Here is a 17,041-nt window from a genome sequence, read left to right on the forward strand (position 1 = left end):
GGTAGGTTTGCCAGAGTGCTTCCGCAACGCGCAGGGTGCGTTCGGCAAGGGCATCGTTGTAGCCTCGCATGGCCCGAACGGCGCAGGCCAGTGCAGCACCCACCTCTATGCTGCGATACGGGTTTTCTTCCGTAAAGACCAGGCGATCATCGAGTGCCGGTTCTACGATGGAAAATTCAGACTCCAGCTCGTGCGGGTCCATGCGGGCCGTCTGTGCATTGGTGACTTGTTTGTACCACACGCCCTTCTTGAGCAGGGCTTCAGTCTCTCCGTCAAAGACTTTTCCATCCGACATGGCACTGGCGTCTCCAAGCAGCACATATTGTCGCAGACTCGGGGTGATGATGCCGCGATAAAGCCGACCTAGTGTTTCATACCCATTAACGATGGTGATCAGACCGTGTTCGATTTGCTGAAGCACATCCGGCTTTCCGTCCGGGTGGTGAATTTCGACGATCTGGGCTTCATAATCGACCAGGGTTTGGTCGATGTCCGGACGAAACTGTTCCCAGGCCTGGGCAAGGGCGTAAACAGTTCCTGCCTGACTTTCGACACGCAGGTCATAGTCTCCGGCGTCGTGCCAGCCTCCCTGGTTGAGATGGGGTACCGGATCAAGCGGATTGAAGTTGGTGAGCGTCGAGGAACCCTGCACATAGCCGTCAAAGTGATTGATGTTCACGGGTGCCATCAGGGCGTCGTCTTCGTGGCAAAGGTCGTGCCAAACCCGGTATTTTTCATTCACGCGCATGTGGCACATTTGAACCGGCAGGAAATACTCGACGGTCGGCTGCCACACGTGGCGTTCGTAGAGCGTCTTGCTGATCTGAAAGGCGTGACTCTCGGCAGCACCGTAGCGAAGGCGGTAAAGACCCGGTGTGCGAATGCTGGAAAAATCCATGCGACCGTAAGCATAGCGAAGGAAGGAACCCCAGTTTTCCGGTGCTTGCTGCATGACCACTGTCCATCCCTCTGATGCACTGAATCGCTCCAGAACCAAATCCGTTTTGCTTGGATCGCTGGTGCCTGCACATTCCACATAGGCGATTTTGTCCTGTTCGGGATGATAGCCGATCTGAGAGACCAGCAGCGTGGGGGGCGGAGACCAGTTTTCATTGGCATGACCCCGGATTTGCCAGACAAGTGCATTTTGGACGGCGCCTTCCGGGATGACCGAGCTGAGTACAAACCATCCATTGTTGTGGCGTGCGCGACCATCCAGCAATTCCATGGGCATGGTTTCACTGGTGATGGTGAGTCGGTGAAGCGGATCTTCGGGGGCGAGGGTGAAGTGGTGCCCGACGGCCAATGGACTCACTTCGAGGCGCCCATCGTCCTGGCGCAATACGGCGCCATTGGGCTGACGGGGAAAGAGACCGGTGGTTTCGTCCATCACAAAGCTTTTGCCAAAAACCAGAGTCGGAAAGATCTCCAGATTGAATCGAAGTTTGCCCGCAATTGAATCGGGCATGGCTTCGTCCAGGTGAACTCGCACCTCCACACCGTCGGAAATGCCTACGACTTCAATCTGGTAGGTGAAATCAACACCGGGGTCCGGCATGGGGTTAAAGCCCTTCAGTGTTTTGGATGCATCAGGGAAGCGCAGTTTTGCGACAATAGACTGGCGATCCCGAAAGACATCACGTTCCAATTTTGCCGGAACGGGTTGCCATTGCCCTGGGTCGCGACTCAGGCGGAGGTCACCGTTGGTCGCGATGCGATGACCATGTTGGATGATGCTGATTCCCCCCTGGTGCCCCTCGGGATAATAATCGTCGAATACCATCACATTGAGCGTGGTGGATGCAAAATATTCGGCATCGTTGATGCGCAGTGAATCAGATGCAGCGGCAAATTGGACGAAGAGCAGTATGCTGCCGAGGTACAAGGAACGGAAATGGGCTGTGTTCATGGTTTGAATTTGCGCAACATTCTCCGAAGAGTTTGTGCGTTTATTGGGGTTTTTGGGGTGCAGCAATTGGGGTTGCTGGATTCATGCTTGCCGCAAGCTAGCCATCGTTCCTGCGCCTGCAAAGCCAAACAGGATTTTTGTTCCGATCTGGAAATGAACGGTCATCTACAAAGCGCGCAGCGCAATCGCGAATGGGAATTCGATAAAAACCCTTGTGCAGAGTCTTACATAGGAAAATAGAACGCCTTGCTCTGTAGTGGTTATGATTTTCATGGTTCGTTACTCCTTCGGGGATGGGAAAGGTAGCGGGAGCTTCCAGCTCGCGTCTTTCTACTTACAGACGTAGTGGCTTGCGCCACTGGGAGGCGTTGTCACAGGATTTCCCGAGCATGCCGGGGCTTGAAGCATGGTTCAGATTGTGAATTTCCCCAGTTTAGACATGCAGGCTTGAACCTGGAGTTCATTACTGTAAGTTGCGCAAAATGAGGAGAAGTAAGGCATCTTGGTGGCAGCGCGGCCTGGTCGCGATCGCAGCAGGGTACCTTGTGCTCGCACAGCTGGCTGTCACCAGTGTGGAGTTGCATGCATGGTTGCACGGTCAGTCGATGCAGGACCATGACGGGCAACATTGTCCTTGTCCACACGAGGATACTTCCCATTCCGATTCGCATGATGCTGATGCGAGCGGACACCTCTGTCTGGTCAACCTGCTTGCAGTTGGCATTTCGGGGGTCGATTTCCCCGCGTTTGAACTTCCGCAGGTGGAACCTGAACTCCAGCAGTTGGAGTTGGTTTCTGCGGATGTTGCGGGAGTAGAGATCCGGCAACCCCCAGTGAGGGCCCCTCCGGTGAAGATTTGGATCTGAATGCACGCCGCTATCCGCGGCTTGTTCATGCATGACGCGCTCGTTTGGGCGTTCAAGCATCGTGCAGGACTGTCTCAATTCAAATCATCATTTCACCAAAAATATGTCTCTCAAATTTATCAATTCGAGGAGCGCGCGCGGGTTTGCGCTCTCCGCAATACTCATCCCCATGGGCTTGCTGGCTCATGATTCAACTGAAACGCAGATTTTTCGGGAAGTCATCAACTTGAAACCTTACACGGTAACAGGAGCTTGGGTGCCAGGCGACGATGCGACTGTGTTACCGGTTTCCTCACTCTATGGAGAATCCCTCGATACCCTTCGAACCGGCACACTGGGTGACACGCTGGAAGCCTTGCCCGGAATCCAGAGCACTGCCTTTGCTGCGGGTGCGAGCCGTCCCGTCATTCGCGGATTTGACGGTCCTCGTGTCCAGATTCTGCAGGAGGGTATGCCGCTGGCCGATGTTTCTGCGGATAGTCCGGATCACGCAGTCAACATTACTCCTGATTTTGCGGAGTCCATTGACGTGATTCGGGGATCGGCCACGCTGCTCTATGGAGGTTCTGCCGTAGGTGGGGTGATCAATGTAGTGGGGAGTTTGTTTCCGAGTCTGCAACTGGAATCAGGCAGCACGAGTCAGCTCAGCAGTGCGTATCACACCGTGAACCGGGGCTGGAGTCATCAGCTTGAAACGCAAGTGAATCAAGGCGATTGGGCGGTTCGTGCCAGTGTTTCGAACCAGGCGTTCGAAGACTACGATATTCCGGGATACGCTGCTTCAGAGGCTGAACGCAATGCGTTTCATCATGAAGATGAGCACGACCACGACCACGAGCACGAAGACGAGCATGAAGACGAGCATGAGCATGAGAACGAAGCACTGGAAAAAGATCGATTGGGTTCCAGCTTTTCCGACGCATTGCAGGCGTCAGTGGGAATTCGCTATCGCATCAATAACACCTGGAGCGTTGCAGCTGCTCTTGGGACACAGGAACGGCTATACGGAGTGCCAGGCCACACCCATGCTCATGAGGAAGGCGAGGACCACGAGTACGAGGACGAGCACGAGGAGCATGAGGACGAACATGATCATGAACACGGTAGCGTGCAGATCGATATGGACATGTGGCACGCGGATTTTGAATTGTCTGGACGTTGGGATGAAGGATGGTTGCGCGCTTTGAAGTGGCGCACGCACCACTCCAACTACGAACATCAGGAAATGGAGGGCGATGCGATAGCGACAAACTTTGACAAGACCTTGTGGAGTCACCGAATCGAACTGTCGCACGTGTTCACAGATGAGCTCAGCGGTGTGCTCGGCGCACAGCTGGATCGGGTGAATTCTGACGTTGTGGGTGAGGAGGCACTGACTCCCAGTCTGAAAACCTGGAATCTGGCGTTTTTTAGTGCACAACGCTGGCAGCGGGGTTCATTGGGATTGCACGCTGGGGCGAGAATGGAGCGGATGCACACCGATGTGAGTGCCGGTCTTCCCGATTACGAGGAATCGGTATGGAGTGGAGCGATTGGAATGGATTGGAACGTTTCCGAGCGCAGTAAGCTCGATCTGGTGATTTCCCGTTCCGCGCGTCACCCGACGGGAATCGAACTCTATGCGGATGGCATGCATGTGGCGACACGCAGCTATGAAATCGGAGATGTGAATCTGCGACAAGAGGTAGCACAAGGAGTGGATTTGCGGTTTGAGTACCAGCAGAAGCGTTGGCATGTCATCGCGAGTTCTTTCTTCAATCGATTCGACAACTACCTTTTTGCCGCACCGACTGGAGATACCGAGCATGGATTCCCTGTGTATCAATACCAGAATGCAGATGCGGATTTTTGGGGAGTCGAAGGTGAGCTGTGTTGGAAGGTCAATACCCAGCCGGATCATCGCCTGGAAATCAGTTTGGTGGGTGACCTTGTGAAGGCAAATCTGCTGGACTCGACATCCAGGCTGCCGCGGGTGCCCGCTTCCCGTCTCGGACTCGTCGTGTTCTACCAGCACAGTGACTGGACCCTACGCAGCGATTTCCGCCACGTCTTTGCCGTGAGCGAAGTTGCTGACAATGAATTGCCCAGTGAGGCATACCGTGTCTGGAACCTATACCTGAGCAGGTCCATCCCCATCTCGGCTGGCAGTCTTACAGTTCAGCTGCGGCTTCGCAATTTGCTCGATGAAGAAATCCGACCTCACACTTCCTTCCTGAAGGACCTCGCACCGCAACCGGGGCGTGGAGCTGAGATCGCACTGCGCTGGCAGTTCTGATCTTGTCGATGCAGACGGACGGGTAGGGGGACTTCGGTCGCGCTGCCCGCCCGCCAGCGACGACTTCCACATTCTAGTGGCGGTTGTTTAACGCAAAATGGGTCAGGATGCTCCCTGTGCAACCTGACCCATTTGGTTTCTGACTGTTTGTTTATCGAATGAAAATCACCCGCCGACGCGAGTAGCCGGATGATGGATATAGTCTAGCATGATTTTGCACAGCGCGCGACCCTCAGGCGGAGCATCGCCGCTCCGAGGCGGATAAATGCGCTGCTGTGTCGATGGCATCGCTAGATATCGCGTCGCAGTGTGCCTGGGTTGACCCCAAAGGTTTCTCGAAAAGCGCGGGCAAAGTGGCTGGGGTTGCTATATCCAACGTGTGTTGCGATTTCGAGCACGGAGGCATCACTGTGCAACAGCATGGATTTGGCGTGCTCCATGCGTTTTTGGCGCAAATATCCAAATACGGTGGTTCGATACTGTGCTTTAAAGCCCTTTTTCAGTTTGAATTCATTGAGATGGAACTGTCGACTCAGATCACGAAGACTGTGTTCAGATCCGAGGTTTTCTTCCAGATAGCGGGCTGCTGCCTTCAGGGACTCAGAGTCGCAGTCGCGAAAACAGGGATCGGCGGCGGGTTTTTGGCCAAACTCGGGAGTGTCGAGCGTCGTGGACAGCAATTCATAACTCAAGGATGCAATGCGCAGGCGCTCAATGGCCTGGTTGCCTTTAAGCCGCTCAAGTTCGGAAAGCTGGAGGCGCATCTTCTGTCCCTGTTTGCCTCGAAAAACAAGAGCTTCGTTGCGTTTTCTGCAGGTGATGCAGGCATGGTGGTCATGTTCGGATTCCCCGTGAAGGTGGTCCTGCTGCAGTGCGAGCCAGATGGAGCGCTCACACTCGATCCAGTGCAAACGTGTGCCAACGTCAATGCGGATGCGTAGCGGTTGATCCAGTGCGGAGAGAAAGACCCACTCACCCGTTGATGCCGTTTCGATTCCATGATCCGGGGCTTGAATTTGAAGCGAGCCAGAGGAGAGATAGAGAATGCTCGAAAAGGTGCCCTGCGGCCATTCAGTCCATTGGGGTGTTCCCCGTGCGCATTGCCGTGATTGTTGATAGACAAATCCCTCATGCTGGATGAACGTCAGCAAATCCAATTCTACACCACCGATGGCGACGGTGTTCGATTCAGGACGCCTGAATGGACAGTATGTCATGGATGTTTGCATGGATGACGAATGATATTGAGAATCAGTCTCTTTAATTCAAACGAAAAATGCTCCTTTGCATTTTCAAGTTTGGAAGTTTCACACTGGAGGCGCGTGATCGGTTCGAGAACGTTCAACCTGACTTGTGCAGGTTGCGGTATGCCTTATTCACCAAGGTTTCCACGTCTTCGGAAATATCGAGCACGATGGCTTCCTGCGGCTCCTCAAGGGTGGAAAACTGGCTTTTGAGCAAGGATGCAGGCATGAAGTGATTGCGCAGTTTCATGCGGGTGTAGATTTCATCAAAACTGCCTTTTAAATAGATGAATCGTGCATGCACCAGACCAGTGATAAGGTGATCCCTGTATCGCTGTCGCAGTGCCGAGCAGGCGAGAACGACCCCATTGTATTGATGGTCTTGCAGTAACTTTGACAGGATATCGAGCCAGGGGATGCGGTCGGTATCCTGGAGCGGCTGCCCCGATTGCATCTTGGCAATATTTTCGGGTGGATGAAAATCATCGGCATCGAGAAAGGGCACGTTTAGACGTTTGGCCAAACGTTTGCCGACAGTTGTTTTCCCACAACCCGAAACTCCCATGACAATTACAACAGGCGCAGGAGCTGTGCTGTCAGGCATTGATTTCAACGATTGCGATGGAGTTAAGTTGAACGATTTGGTTTCAACGCGGGGCGGATGGGGCAGTTTTTGTCCCTGTTACACGCACGAATACTTCCTGCACCAGAGATCCCAGTTGTATCGAATAGCGGTAAATCCCCGGAACGCGCTTCACAAATGAGACTTCGCCACTGGGTTCATTCGAAAAGACTCCGTCCACATTGGCAGGAGACTGCCCGGGGCTGCTACGCACAATGGGAATGCCACCTGTGCTATTCCAACGGATGGAAAATGGCGAACCGAGTGCGACCTCGCTGTTCGAAGCCCAAATCTGGACTGCGGCGTTGCTGTAGGAGTCTGGATGGGGGATCACGTCAATGCGTACATTCTCCGCGTGGATCTGTTGTCCCGGAGCAGACGCCGGACCGGGTACAGCCTTGCTGCGCACCGCAAAAACGTAGGAACCGGGTGCGGGTGGATGCCACAGAATGGCACCCATCGGGGCATTGGAATAGTGAGTGGGCAAGCCGTCTGGGTTGCTTTGGCTGCTCCAGAATTCGACGATGGGGGACTTTCGATCTGCATCCCAGGCAATGACCACTGGCTGCCCGACGTAGGTTTGCCGTTTGTCAGAAAGGATGCGCGCATATTGACCATCAGGAGTCCAGTCTTCCCAGATTTGATTGTTGTAATCAAAAACCCGGTTGCCATGCGTATCGACGTAGATCCAGTTTCCCCGCTGCTTTGACCAGTAATGGGGGGCAAGCTGTGGCGTAGTCCAAAGCCAGCCTTGTTTGCTGGTAAAATAGTGATGAACCCCAGTTGCATGATCGGGCAGGCTGTAAGTGATGCCCATGGCGTCGGAGCGGAAGAACATGCCGCCCAAATTGCGAAAACGTCCCATCCCATTGCGTTGGTAGCTGCCATCTCCATTCACATGAACACGTTGCATGCCTGCGATCTCGGCTGTTACCCAGTTCCAATTGCGGTCGACGGGAGTCACTCCGTCGGGCAAAAACAGCTGATATTTTGATGCTTGAGCAATGGCTGCTGTGTTTCCGATCGGACCCGGGTGAGCCGCAGGGTTCCAGGCATTTTGAGTGGTCCAATAGTGGCCACCGTATGGATCGGAGGCGTTTTGAGAGCGGGTATGGCCGACACCGAAGTAGGGGTACAGCGGGTTGGCAACTCCATCTCTGGGTAGCCCGAACAGGGATTCCCGGTGTCCGGTGGTTGAGCGTTCCCAAGCGTCAACCGCAGCAGCTGCGTTAGTGTATCCGGCAGCGAGGTTTTCGAAGGTCTGCGAGAGAAAGCCCGGGGCATCCCCAAAATAGTAGGTAATCAGATTGCCTTGTGGATCACTGTGGGCGAAATAGCTGCGGTTGGCGAGATCATCCGATTTTGCCTTGGCATAGAGCGTCAATGCCGGATCCAGAACAATAACGGGGCGTTGCTGCAGGGGATGCTGCGCAATGCGCTGGATCAGTTCCAGCTCCTGCTCGCTCAGAACATAGGATTTCTGCAGTATGGCTGCGCCGTTTGCATGGTAACCCGTGATGAGGTCGGTTTGCGGCAATGCGTGCACATTTCCTGTCAACACAGAGCACATGCAGAGTGCCAGCAACCAATTGGAAACCAGTGAATGGAAGGGACGGGATGGCGATATTCTCATGAGCAAGTGCGCAAAGTGTCTGTCATTCGGGTGATGATGGGTCAGGGAAAAGCCATATTCCGGTTTCCGGTGGAATCAACCCGAGAATCGCATTGCAATCGATTCATGCGATGGATCCGGGCAAGGCAACGGCACATTTCCACTGCTGTGTTTTTCCAATCCATCGAGCACGGTGAATCAATAGATCACTACAACAGAGATGATGCCAGCAGGGAAGCAGGCGGACTGAATCCGGATGGTGTCAGAATAATCGGGAGTAAGGGAATTCGATAAACGCTCTTGCTATGAGGGTAATAGATCAGAGAACTCCCTGAGAGAGTGCGAGTTCTTCGGGCAGCAGGGTCGCATCGAGAGCAGCATCTTGCAGTTGATCTGCAACTTCTGAACCTCCAGCACGAGTGGCAATGAGCGAGGCATAGTAGGCTACCTCTGCAATTTCAAAATACCGCGGATTCAGTTTCTGCATCAGCTCCCAGGCTTCTGCATACCGTTGGTTCATGTAGAGTGTGAAAGCGTAGGTTGTTGTCGGAATGGGTCTTCCCGGATAAGCTTCGTGCAGTGCTTCCGCCCGCTCGAGTTGTGAAGCAGGATCTTTCCCTGACAACAGGGCATACATGATCAGATTGTTGCGGATGTTGTCGTTGGAAGGAAGCACCCGGTGTGCACGCAGAGAAAGTTGATGAAGGCGTTCGGTAGCCTTGCGTGCATAATAATGGGAATGGAGACGTTGATAGGCCCATTCGGTATGAACGCTTTGTTGCAGCATATCCTCGAGCAATGCGATTTGCCGGGATTCGAAGGCTGGCCAATTATCCGTGGCCTGGATGAGATTGCGTGCCGCCTGAAGCGAGGATTGGATCTGGGAAACCGCATCCTGCCAATGCTTGCCGGATTGCGTCGCATTGCCACGATGGTGATGCATCCGCGACAACAGTGCGTGGCGATAATAGTTGAGCACGCCCCAGTCAGCGTTTGCGATCAGAGCTTCCAGTTCATCCCACTTGGATACGGAGGCGGTTGCTTCGGCAATCAGGATGCGGTAGGAAAGCTCACCCTGAAGCGGTGATTTGGTGTCGAGCACACTGCACCACTCCAGGAGCAGATCGGCTTGCCCTGCCTGAATCAGGCTTCGGGCCACTTCTTCAAACAACGAAAGCGGTGGATTTGTATGGACAAAAAGTTCGGACGGAGCCGATTCGGGGCGGTGGTAAATGATCAGCTTGAGATAGGCTGCCACTTCCCGCCAGGTTGCGTTGTCCCGCTGGGCAAGGTTTTGGGCCAGGGCGATTGCACTCTCGTGGTCGGATTGGCTCAACGCATAGCTCAGCATAACCCGCCATACATCGGGCAAGCGTTCCGGAATAGCAGCGATATCTGCCATCAGTCGGTTGATTTCTTCCATCTGATCCGGGTTGCCTTTCCGCAGTAAAATGTTGAGCAGGTTGAGCTTGAGGTCTGCGGAATCAGGTGAGGCATCAAGCGAACGACGCGTGAAGCGCTCGGCCTGTTGCAGGTCTCCGATGCCCAGATAATAGCCCGTAAGCAAATTGTGGTATTTGGATTCCTGTCCAGTGGAAGGCAGGGTCGTGTCGAGCACGGTTTTTGCGTCGTTAAAAAAAGCGTTTCGGATCAGTACTTCCGCGTATCCGAGGCGGATTTCGCTGTCATCGGGAAAACGCTCATGCCAGCGCTTCCACCAGAATACTTCGCTTTTGTCCAGAAACAGACTGGAAAAATGGGCCATTTGACGAAGGGCATGAGGGTGGTTTGGGTTGGCATCCAGAATTTTCCCATACCAGAACGATGCCACCTGCCAGGTGCCGTCCTCAATCGCCTGATCACCAAGATTCTGGTAACGCTGGATACGGAAATATTGAAGTGCCAGCCAACCAAACGCACCGACCACAATCAATGTAAGCAAAGAAATGAGAACTATCGTGAATTTTCGAGGGAGAGCATGCATGGTGTATGGGAAACTGGGCAAAGCGGAAGGCTATTCTTATTTCCCAGCAGATTCAAGTTTCAGATCCATGCATTTGAGAACTCTGTGAAAGGAAAATCGGATTTTTTGTACTTCCCGCTCAATTCGACTTGGGATTTTGAAGGCGAATTGCGTGGCTGGTGGGATGAAGATTTATCTCGATACGGCAAATCTGGAAGAAATCCGTCAGGCATCGGAATTGGGCATCGTGGATGGAGTGACAACCAATCCTGCGCTGGTCGCACGAGAAGGGGCGAACTCCCTCGAAAACACCAAAACCCACTTCGCTCGCATGTGTGAACTGACGGAGGCTGGGCTGCAGCAATTTTTCAGGGCCTACCATGGGACTCCCAATAGGGCAGGAAAGGAAGGGTAAGCTTGCAGGGGTAGCGGTCGAAAAACGTCAGTGAGACTGCACATGCAGGTGCGCAGTCTCACTGACGAAAGGATTATCGGTAGCGGGCCTGCCAGTCTTCCGGAACGTGCACAACGCAGATGTTCATGCTGCGGTCATCCTCAGAAAGCATGGCCGACTGGAATTGAATGCGCGTTCCATCCCGGCTGAACGTCGGATGCACATGGTCCTGCGCGGAAACCTTGTGCCCGGTTGTGAGCAATAACGTTTCAGAAGTGTGGCGATCAATGAGATAGAGACTGCGGGAGAAATCGTCGCCGACGGCCCAGTTTCCATCCGGTGAGCCATGGACGTGCCAATACCCACTACCTTCGTGGGTCTGACCCGCAATACGCATTTCACCAGTTCGCAGGTTCACAATACCGAGTCCGGTGGGTTTTTCCCTGCTGCCGCATTCGCCCCATTCATCTTTGAAGCCCGGTTCCCGATGTCCCATGATGGCAAATGCAACCTCATCGGGAGTGATGACAGCCTCGTGTGTCACCCATTCATAGTCCGCTTCTGGATAGAGTGGTCGCAGTCCGCTTCCGTCAGCCTTTACGGTCCAGGTGCGCTGGGGTGCCTTTCCGCCCGTCTCCCAGCAAAAAACGATTTCACCCGGAACCCAGGGATTGGTTTGGAGGTGTCCCATCTGAAATCCCACTGCAGTGACGATATCGATTTCGCCGGTTGTGAGATCCATTTTGGCGATGCCACTGGGTCCGGCCCCCATGTTGCGAGGGCCGAAGTTTTCGTAAATGGTAGCGTCAGCAGGCAGGTGTTTGGCTGCTTCTTCCTTTCCAATTCGAAAATAGGCAATGTCCTCGTTGGCATCGAGATCCATGTCACCTCCCGATCCCATGTGCTTGGGGATGATTCCGCACACGCGCTCGTAGGCTGATTTTTCCCTCAGCTTTCCGGCTTCGCTGTCACGGAAAAGAGATTCCAGATCGATTTCGACGATTTGGCGATCTCCACCCTCAGGTCCACCTCTCCAAACCGGGGGCGATCCAGGGGGGATGGACGGATCCCGCACGATGTAGAGCTTCATCGATTTCTGGGCGATGCAGACCTGTCCCATATAACCTCCCTCAGTGACCTGAACGAGATCCCCTGTTTGTTCGTGTACGGCTATCAATTCACCCTTCACTCGGTTGGAGCGAAAGATGACCCATTGGCCGTCGGCGGTCCACTGCGGATGGGTAGGGTAGATTTTGGAATCACCAGCAGGCGTGCTGGTGAGAAAGTAGAGATCGAACCCGGTAACGGGATCTTTCACCACCTTGCGTTCGGAAGGGAAACGCTGCCCGAGTTGCGCCTGCAGCGCTGAACTCAGCAACGCAAAACAGAGTAGGGTAAGGGTAACAATGAACGAGTGCTGTTTCATGGCGGAATCCTATGAGCTTTGCGGGTTGAGGTCAAAGGGGCTGCCCTGGGTCCGTAAGCCTTACAGTCTGATCGGACCATTCATTTCCGAATTTTCAAACATCGGTCACTGCGTTCTGAACAATGCTTGTCGATTCCCGTGTTGCATGTGGAATTGAATTTGCTATGCATGATCCATGTTCTCTCGGCGATATTTGCTGCCCTTCATCCTTTCGGCATTCCTCATCAGCTTTACCTGGGGTGACCTCATTGTGTTGCAGGGAGGACGAACGATTGAAGGCACGGTTGTGGAATCCAACCCGGATTCGATCATCGTGGAAATGGCGATGGGCAGAGTTACGATATCGAGGTCAAAGGTCCTGCGTATCGAATCGACTCCGCAGGGCGACAAGCGGCGGGACGCGCTCCAATTGGCTGCGACTTTTGAGCAGGAACTGGGGGATCTGAAACGATCACTTTCGAGCTTGCACAGTCTCAATGGCAAGTTCTCGGTACTGACTGTGAAAGTACAGCGTGAAGAAGCTGCCGTGCACCGTCTCGAAGACAGTCTGGCGCAACTGCAGCGTCGCCGAACGGAAGCCATCGAGGCGCTGCAACCCTATGCACAATATCATGGGCGGCGTGTTCCCCAGCGCATTTACGAACAGTATGTGAGTGCGCAGACCGCACATCAGGTGGCGTCGGCCCGTGTGAGCGAGCGCGAGCAGGAACTTGCCAATGCACGCCGTGAGTTATCGCTCACGCGCCAGCAGCTCTCCGAGTGCCGAAAGCAGATGCAAGAGCAAGCCCGTTCAATCCGATCACGGCGGGATGAACTTGTAGCAAAGGGCTGCCCCATTGATGAAATGCAAGACATCGACAAGACGCTCGAACGCTATGGTGACGGAGCCTTGTTTCAGCAAATTCCCCTGCGCCGGGAAGGGAACAGTTTTTTTCTCAACGTGCGGTTGAACGATCAAATCACCGAGGAGTTCATTTTGGATACCGGGTGCTCAACCCTGCTCTTGACGCGGGAAGTCGTGGAGCGTCTGGGGGTGCGCAGTGATGCATACCTTGGCGTGAGCACAACCCAGATCGCAGATGGTTCCCTGATTGAAGTGCAGAACGTGTATCTTGATTCGGTGGAGGTAAACGGGGTGAGGGCTGGGCGGGTGCTCGCCCAGTTTGCACTTTCGGAGACTGGCCCCGTTCCCCTGTTGCTGGGGATGAGTTATTTGGAACGCTTTCGTTTCAGCATTGATGCCCAGCGTGCTCTCTTGACCTTGGAATAAACGCCATGCTGCCAAGGCTATCAGTCTTACAGCCTTTCTGTTGCGCAGGAAATCAATGCAGCTGTTTGGCGGTCCGGTGCTGACGTTGTTGCGAAGCGCGATGCAGGTCGTGCACAATGGCTTCGGTGCGGTCCCATCCGATGCATGCATCGGTGATGGAAACGCCATATTGAAGGGTTGATAGGTCTTCAGGAATGGCCTGGTTGCCCTCCAAGAGATTACTCTCGATCATGACTCCACGAATGCTCTCAACTCCGTCGGCAATTTGTGTGCAGACATCGAGGGCGACCTCTGCCTGTCGATGGGGATCCTTCATGGAATTGCCATGACTGAAATCGACGATGAGATTGTCGGGAATACCGGCCTCTCTCATCTGCAGCTCACACTGCCGAATATGAGGGCGCTCATAATTGGGCGTGATTCCTCCGCGCAAAATGAGGTGTCCGTGCGGGTTGCCTCTGGTCCGGATAATGGCCGCATGGCCCTCCGGGTTGATGCTGATGAAGTTGTGGCATCGCGCGGCGGACTGAATGGCATGTATGGCCACTGAAATATCTCCGGAAGTTGCATTCTTGAAACCGACGGCGGAGGTGAGTCCGCTGGCCATTTTGCGATGGCTTTGGGACTCAACTGTGCGTGCTCCAATGGCAGTGTAGGAGATGAGATCCTGAATGTAGGGGGGAGTGACAATGTCCAGAGCTTCGGTGGCAACGGGCAGTCCCATACGGGTAATTTGCAATAACAGCTTCCGTGCGAGGCGGAGTCCGGCTTCAATGTCGAAGGATTGATCCAGATGGGGATCATTGACCAATCCCTGCCAGCCCACGGTAGTGCGGGGTTTCTCATAATAGACGCGCATGAGCAGGACAAGCTCATCTGCCACTTCTGCCGCGAGGGAATTCAGTCGCTGGGCGTATTCGATTGCAGCCTTGGGATCGTGAATGGAGCACGGGCCGACGATGACCAACAGGCGTGGATCGCTGCGGTCGAGTATGGCCTTTACAGCACTTTGTCCCTTTTGAACGGTTTGCACATCGCCTTCGAGCAGAGGGTATTCGTCTTTTAACGTGTTCGGGGAAAGGATGGCACGCTCCTCCTCGATGTGAACATTTTCGATCTGGCGATGTAGCATGGGTCGTTGAATTGTGAAATCGGAATGGGTCTGAATCAGAAGAGTGGCGATGCTACGGCTCCTACAGCAGAGATCGGTGCCGAATCACCCAGACCGTCGAGGGTTTGATTGGCCTTCCGCATGATACCCTGAAGTTCTCCGTACATTTCATCGTCGTTTAGCAATTTTCCGATGGTGGAGTCGGGATTGTTGAGGCTCGTCGAAAACTCCCGTAGATCGGCGATGAGCAGCTCGACCTCCTGTGCGAGGTCCGTTTCTCCATAAATCAGACCACCGAGGGTTCCTTCTCCCTGTTTCACGTGAGCGACGATTTCGCGGGTATCGGTGAGCAGAGCCTCGCCCTCGGTCAAGGTCGACTCGAGCTGGGCGGAAATGCTTTTGAGGTCGTTGTAAATTTCGTCCTTCATGAGCAGCTGACCGATAGTGCCCTCGCCGGATGCGATCTGGGTTGTGATGGTATCGAGATTGGCAAGCGTCTTTTTCAGGGATTCCTCGTTCTCCCGAATCATGTCACCGATGGCCTGAAAAATGCCGTCCTCACCCTCGCTTGAGCCGAGGATTTGCTGGAAATTCTCCAGTGCACCACCGATTTGCTGACTGAGCGAACCGATTTCATTGACCACATGATTGATATCATATCCCACTGCAGTCGGGATGCTTCCACCGGGAGCGATTGCTGCCGTTTCCTGCCCCATCTGGATGGAGACCATGTTGTTTCCGAGTAGCCCGGCCATTCCAATGGTGGCAACCGAGTCTGTGGGGATCTGGTACCCCTTGTCGATTTTGAAAACTGCTGTGGGGGTTCGCCCCTGAAGTCCGGTGCTCTGTACGCTTCCGATGCGAACGCCGGCCATGCGCACATCGTCGCCGACCCGAAGTTGAAGCAAGGTTTCAAAAGTTCCGGTGATTTCGTAACCCTCTGATTTTTTGATGGATTCATCGCTGAGTTGCTCAAATACGGTCAAAATAAGGGCCAGACCCAGGATGAAAAAGATGCCAACGCTGACGGTTTGTGACTTGTTCATGATACTTAGAGTTTCTTAAATCGTGGTTCTTCAATATTGATTTCCGGGGACAGGAAGTCCTGGACGATGGGGTCCGGATTGGATCGGAGCTCCTCGGGGGACTGAACGGTAAGCAGTTTGCCGTGGTGAAGCAGGGCGATGCGGTCTGAGATGGCTTCGGCGAGATCGCGGTCATGGGTGACGACGATGCTCGTTACTCCAGTTTCATTCCGCAGCGTGGCGATGATTTCGCTGATGGTTGCTGCCATGATGGGATCGAGCTCGGAAGTGGGCTCGTCATAGAGCAGAAGTTGCGGTTCCATCATGAGTGCACGCGCAATGGAGACACGCTTGCGCATGCCGCCGCTGAGTTCGGCCGGGAGTTTTTGAGCGGCATTTTCGAGCGAGAGAATGCGCAAGGTTTCCATGACGCGCTCGCGAATGGTTTTTTCCGGGTAGAGGTGATGTTCGCGCGGGTAGAAGGCCAAATTGTCAAAGACTGACATGCTGTTGAACAGAGCACCCGCCTGGAAAACCATGGTGGTCCGGATGTTTTCGTGAGTGGACTTGTCGGCAGCATCCATGCCGTCGATGAGCACTCTTCCACTGGTTGGACGAAGCAGGCCGATGACGGTGCGAAGCAGTACAGATTTTCCCGCTCCGCTGGCTCCCATGATCGCAAAAATTTCCCCGGGTTCAATGACCAGGTTGATATCCTGCACTACTTTGTGGTCTCCAAATTGGATGGAGACCGCCTCAATTTCCACCTTGACCTTGCGGGCGGTCGAGTTGGATGCGGACAGGGTGGGTTCGTTTCGTTTGGACATGCGAATGGACCTAGAGTTGAGCGCGGGTGATGAAAAAATCAGTGAGCAGGATGAAGATCATCGAAGTGACCACGGACTTGGTGACCGAGTTTCCGATCTCCCGGGGGCCTCCGGTGGTCACCAGACCCTGATTGCAGGAAATGAGGACGACGGCCACACCGAAGACCCATGCCTTGGTCAGTCCGTCAAACAGGTCTCCCGGTGCCATGAAATCCTTGAGATTGCGCCAGTAGATGTGGGAAGCCAGCTGGATGAAGTTGGTATATTTTGCGACCAGCATGCCTCCGAGCCATCCGATCACGGTCGCAATGATGGTGAGAATGGGCATGATGAACAGACCCGCCACCAGACGGGGGAGCACCAGGATTTTTTCCGGGGCGATGTTCATGGTCTTGAGTGCGTCAATTTCACTGTAAACCTTCATCGAGGCGAGTTCGGCCGTAATTGCCGAACCGACTCGACCCGCAAGCAGAAAGGCCACCATGACGGGTGCGAGT

Annotated in this window: 14 protein-coding genes; 4 read left to right on the top strand and 10 right to left on the bottom strand. The window is 54.1% G+C overall.

Features of this window, described 5'->3' with window-relative positions; all coding sequences use genetic code 11:
- Positions 1-1,909: glycoside hydrolase family 9 protein (locus tag ABQ298_02255; protein MEQ9823186.1), on the bottom strand; the 1,909-nt coding region annotated here is incomplete at its 3' end.
- A gap of 482 nt (positions 1,910-2,391) precedes the next feature.
- Between ABQ298_02255 and ABQ298_02260 the strand changes: the two genes are divergently transcribed.
- Positions 2,392-2,775, top strand: coding sequence for a hypothetical protein (locus tag ABQ298_02260; protein ID MEQ9823187.1), 384 nt, complete (start codon positions 2,392-2,394; stop codon positions 2,773-2,775).
- Between the two features lie 103 nt (positions 2,776-2,878).
- A complete protein-coding gene (locus ABQ298_02265) occupies positions 2,879-5,050 on the top strand; it encodes a TonB-dependent receptor (GenBank protein ID MEQ9823188.1) in 2,172 nt (723 codons plus the stop codon).
- 290 nt (positions 5,051-5,340) lie between these two features.
- On the opposite strand, the gene ABQ298_02270 is transcribed toward ABQ298_02265, so the two are convergent.
- The 4 genes from ABQ298_02270 to ABQ298_02285 form a co-directional block, all read right to left on the bottom strand.
- Positions 5,341-6,267 (bottom strand): AraC family transcriptional regulator, encoded by a 927-nt coding sequence (locus ABQ298_02270; protein MEQ9823189.1) that lies wholly within the window; start codon positions 6,265-6,267, stop codon positions 5,341-5,343.
- Between the two features lie 124 nt (positions 6,268-6,391).
- The gene (locus tag ABQ298_02275; GenBank protein ID MEQ9823190.1) at positions 6,392-6,898 is read right to left on the bottom strand and encodes a gluconokinase; all 507 of its coding nucleotides are present in this window, start codon (positions 6,896-6,898) and stop codon (positions 6,392-6,394) included.
- A gap of 43 nt (positions 6,899-6,941) precedes the next feature.
- Positions 6,942-8,549, bottom strand: coding sequence for a CAP domain-containing protein (locus ABQ298_02280; protein MEQ9823191.1), 1,608 nt, complete (start codon positions 8,547-8,549; stop codon positions 6,942-6,944).
- 298 nt (positions 8,550-8,847) lie between these two features.
- The gene (locus tag ABQ298_02285; protein MEQ9823192.1) at positions 8,848-10,470 is read right to left on the bottom strand and encodes a hypothetical protein; all 1,623 of its coding nucleotides are present in this window, start codon (positions 10,468-10,470) and stop codon (positions 8,848-8,850) included.
- Between the two features lie 205 nt (positions 10,471-10,675).
- Between ABQ298_02285 and ABQ298_02290 the strand changes: the two genes are divergently transcribed.
- Positions 10,676-10,906, top strand: a complete 231-nt coding sequence (locus tag ABQ298_02290) for a transaldolase family protein (GenBank protein MEQ9823193.1) — start codon at positions 10,676-10,678, stop codon at positions 10,904-10,906.
- A 73-nt stretch (positions 10,907-10,979) separates the two neighbouring features.
- On the opposite strand, the gene ABQ298_02295 is transcribed toward ABQ298_02290, so the two are convergent.
- Positions 10,980-12,311 carry a hypothetical protein gene (locus ABQ298_02295; GenBank protein ID MEQ9823194.1) on the bottom strand — a complete coding sequence of 444 codons (1,332 nt, stop codon included), beginning with the start codon at positions 12,309-12,311 and terminating at the stop codon, positions 10,980-10,982.
- 175 nt (positions 12,312-12,486) lie between these two features.
- Here ABQ298_02295 and ABQ298_02300 point away from each other — a divergent pair, with 175 nt between their 5' ends.
- Entirely contained in the window at positions 12,487-13,581 is a 1,095-nt protein-coding gene (locus ABQ298_02300) for a retroviral-like aspartic protease family protein (protein ID MEQ9823195.1), read from the top strand.
- Positions 13,582-13,633: 52 nt separating this feature from the next.
- Here ABQ298_02300 and ABQ298_02305 read toward each other — a convergent pair whose 3' ends face one another.
- The 4 genes from ABQ298_02305 to ABQ298_02320 all read right to left on the bottom strand — a co-directional run.
- Positions 13,634-14,713 (bottom strand): 3-deoxy-7-phosphoheptulonate synthase, encoded by a 1,080-nt coding sequence (locus ABQ298_02305; GenBank protein MEQ9823196.1) that lies wholly within the window; start codon positions 14,711-14,713, stop codon positions 13,634-13,636.
- A gap of 35 nt (positions 14,714-14,748) precedes the next feature.
- Positions 14,749-15,738 (bottom strand): MlaD family protein, encoded by a 990-nt coding sequence (locus ABQ298_02310; protein ID MEQ9823197.1) that lies wholly within the window; start codon positions 15,736-15,738, stop codon positions 14,749-14,751.
- A 5-nt stretch (positions 15,739-15,743) separates the two neighbouring features.
- Entirely contained in the window at positions 15,744-16,544 is an 801-nt protein-coding gene (locus tag ABQ298_02315) for an ATP-binding cassette domain-containing protein (protein MEQ9823198.1), read from the bottom strand.
- A gap of 10 nt (positions 16,545-16,554) precedes the next feature.
- A partial coding sequence (locus tag ABQ298_02320; GenBank protein ID MEQ9823199.1) for an ABC transporter permease occupies positions 16,555-17,041 on the bottom strand: 487 nt, incomplete at its 5' end.

Source organism: Puniceicoccaceae bacterium, assembly GCA_040224245.1.
Lineage (GTDB): Bacteria > Verrucomicrobiota > Verrucomicrobiia > Opitutales > JAFGAQ01 > JAKSBQ01.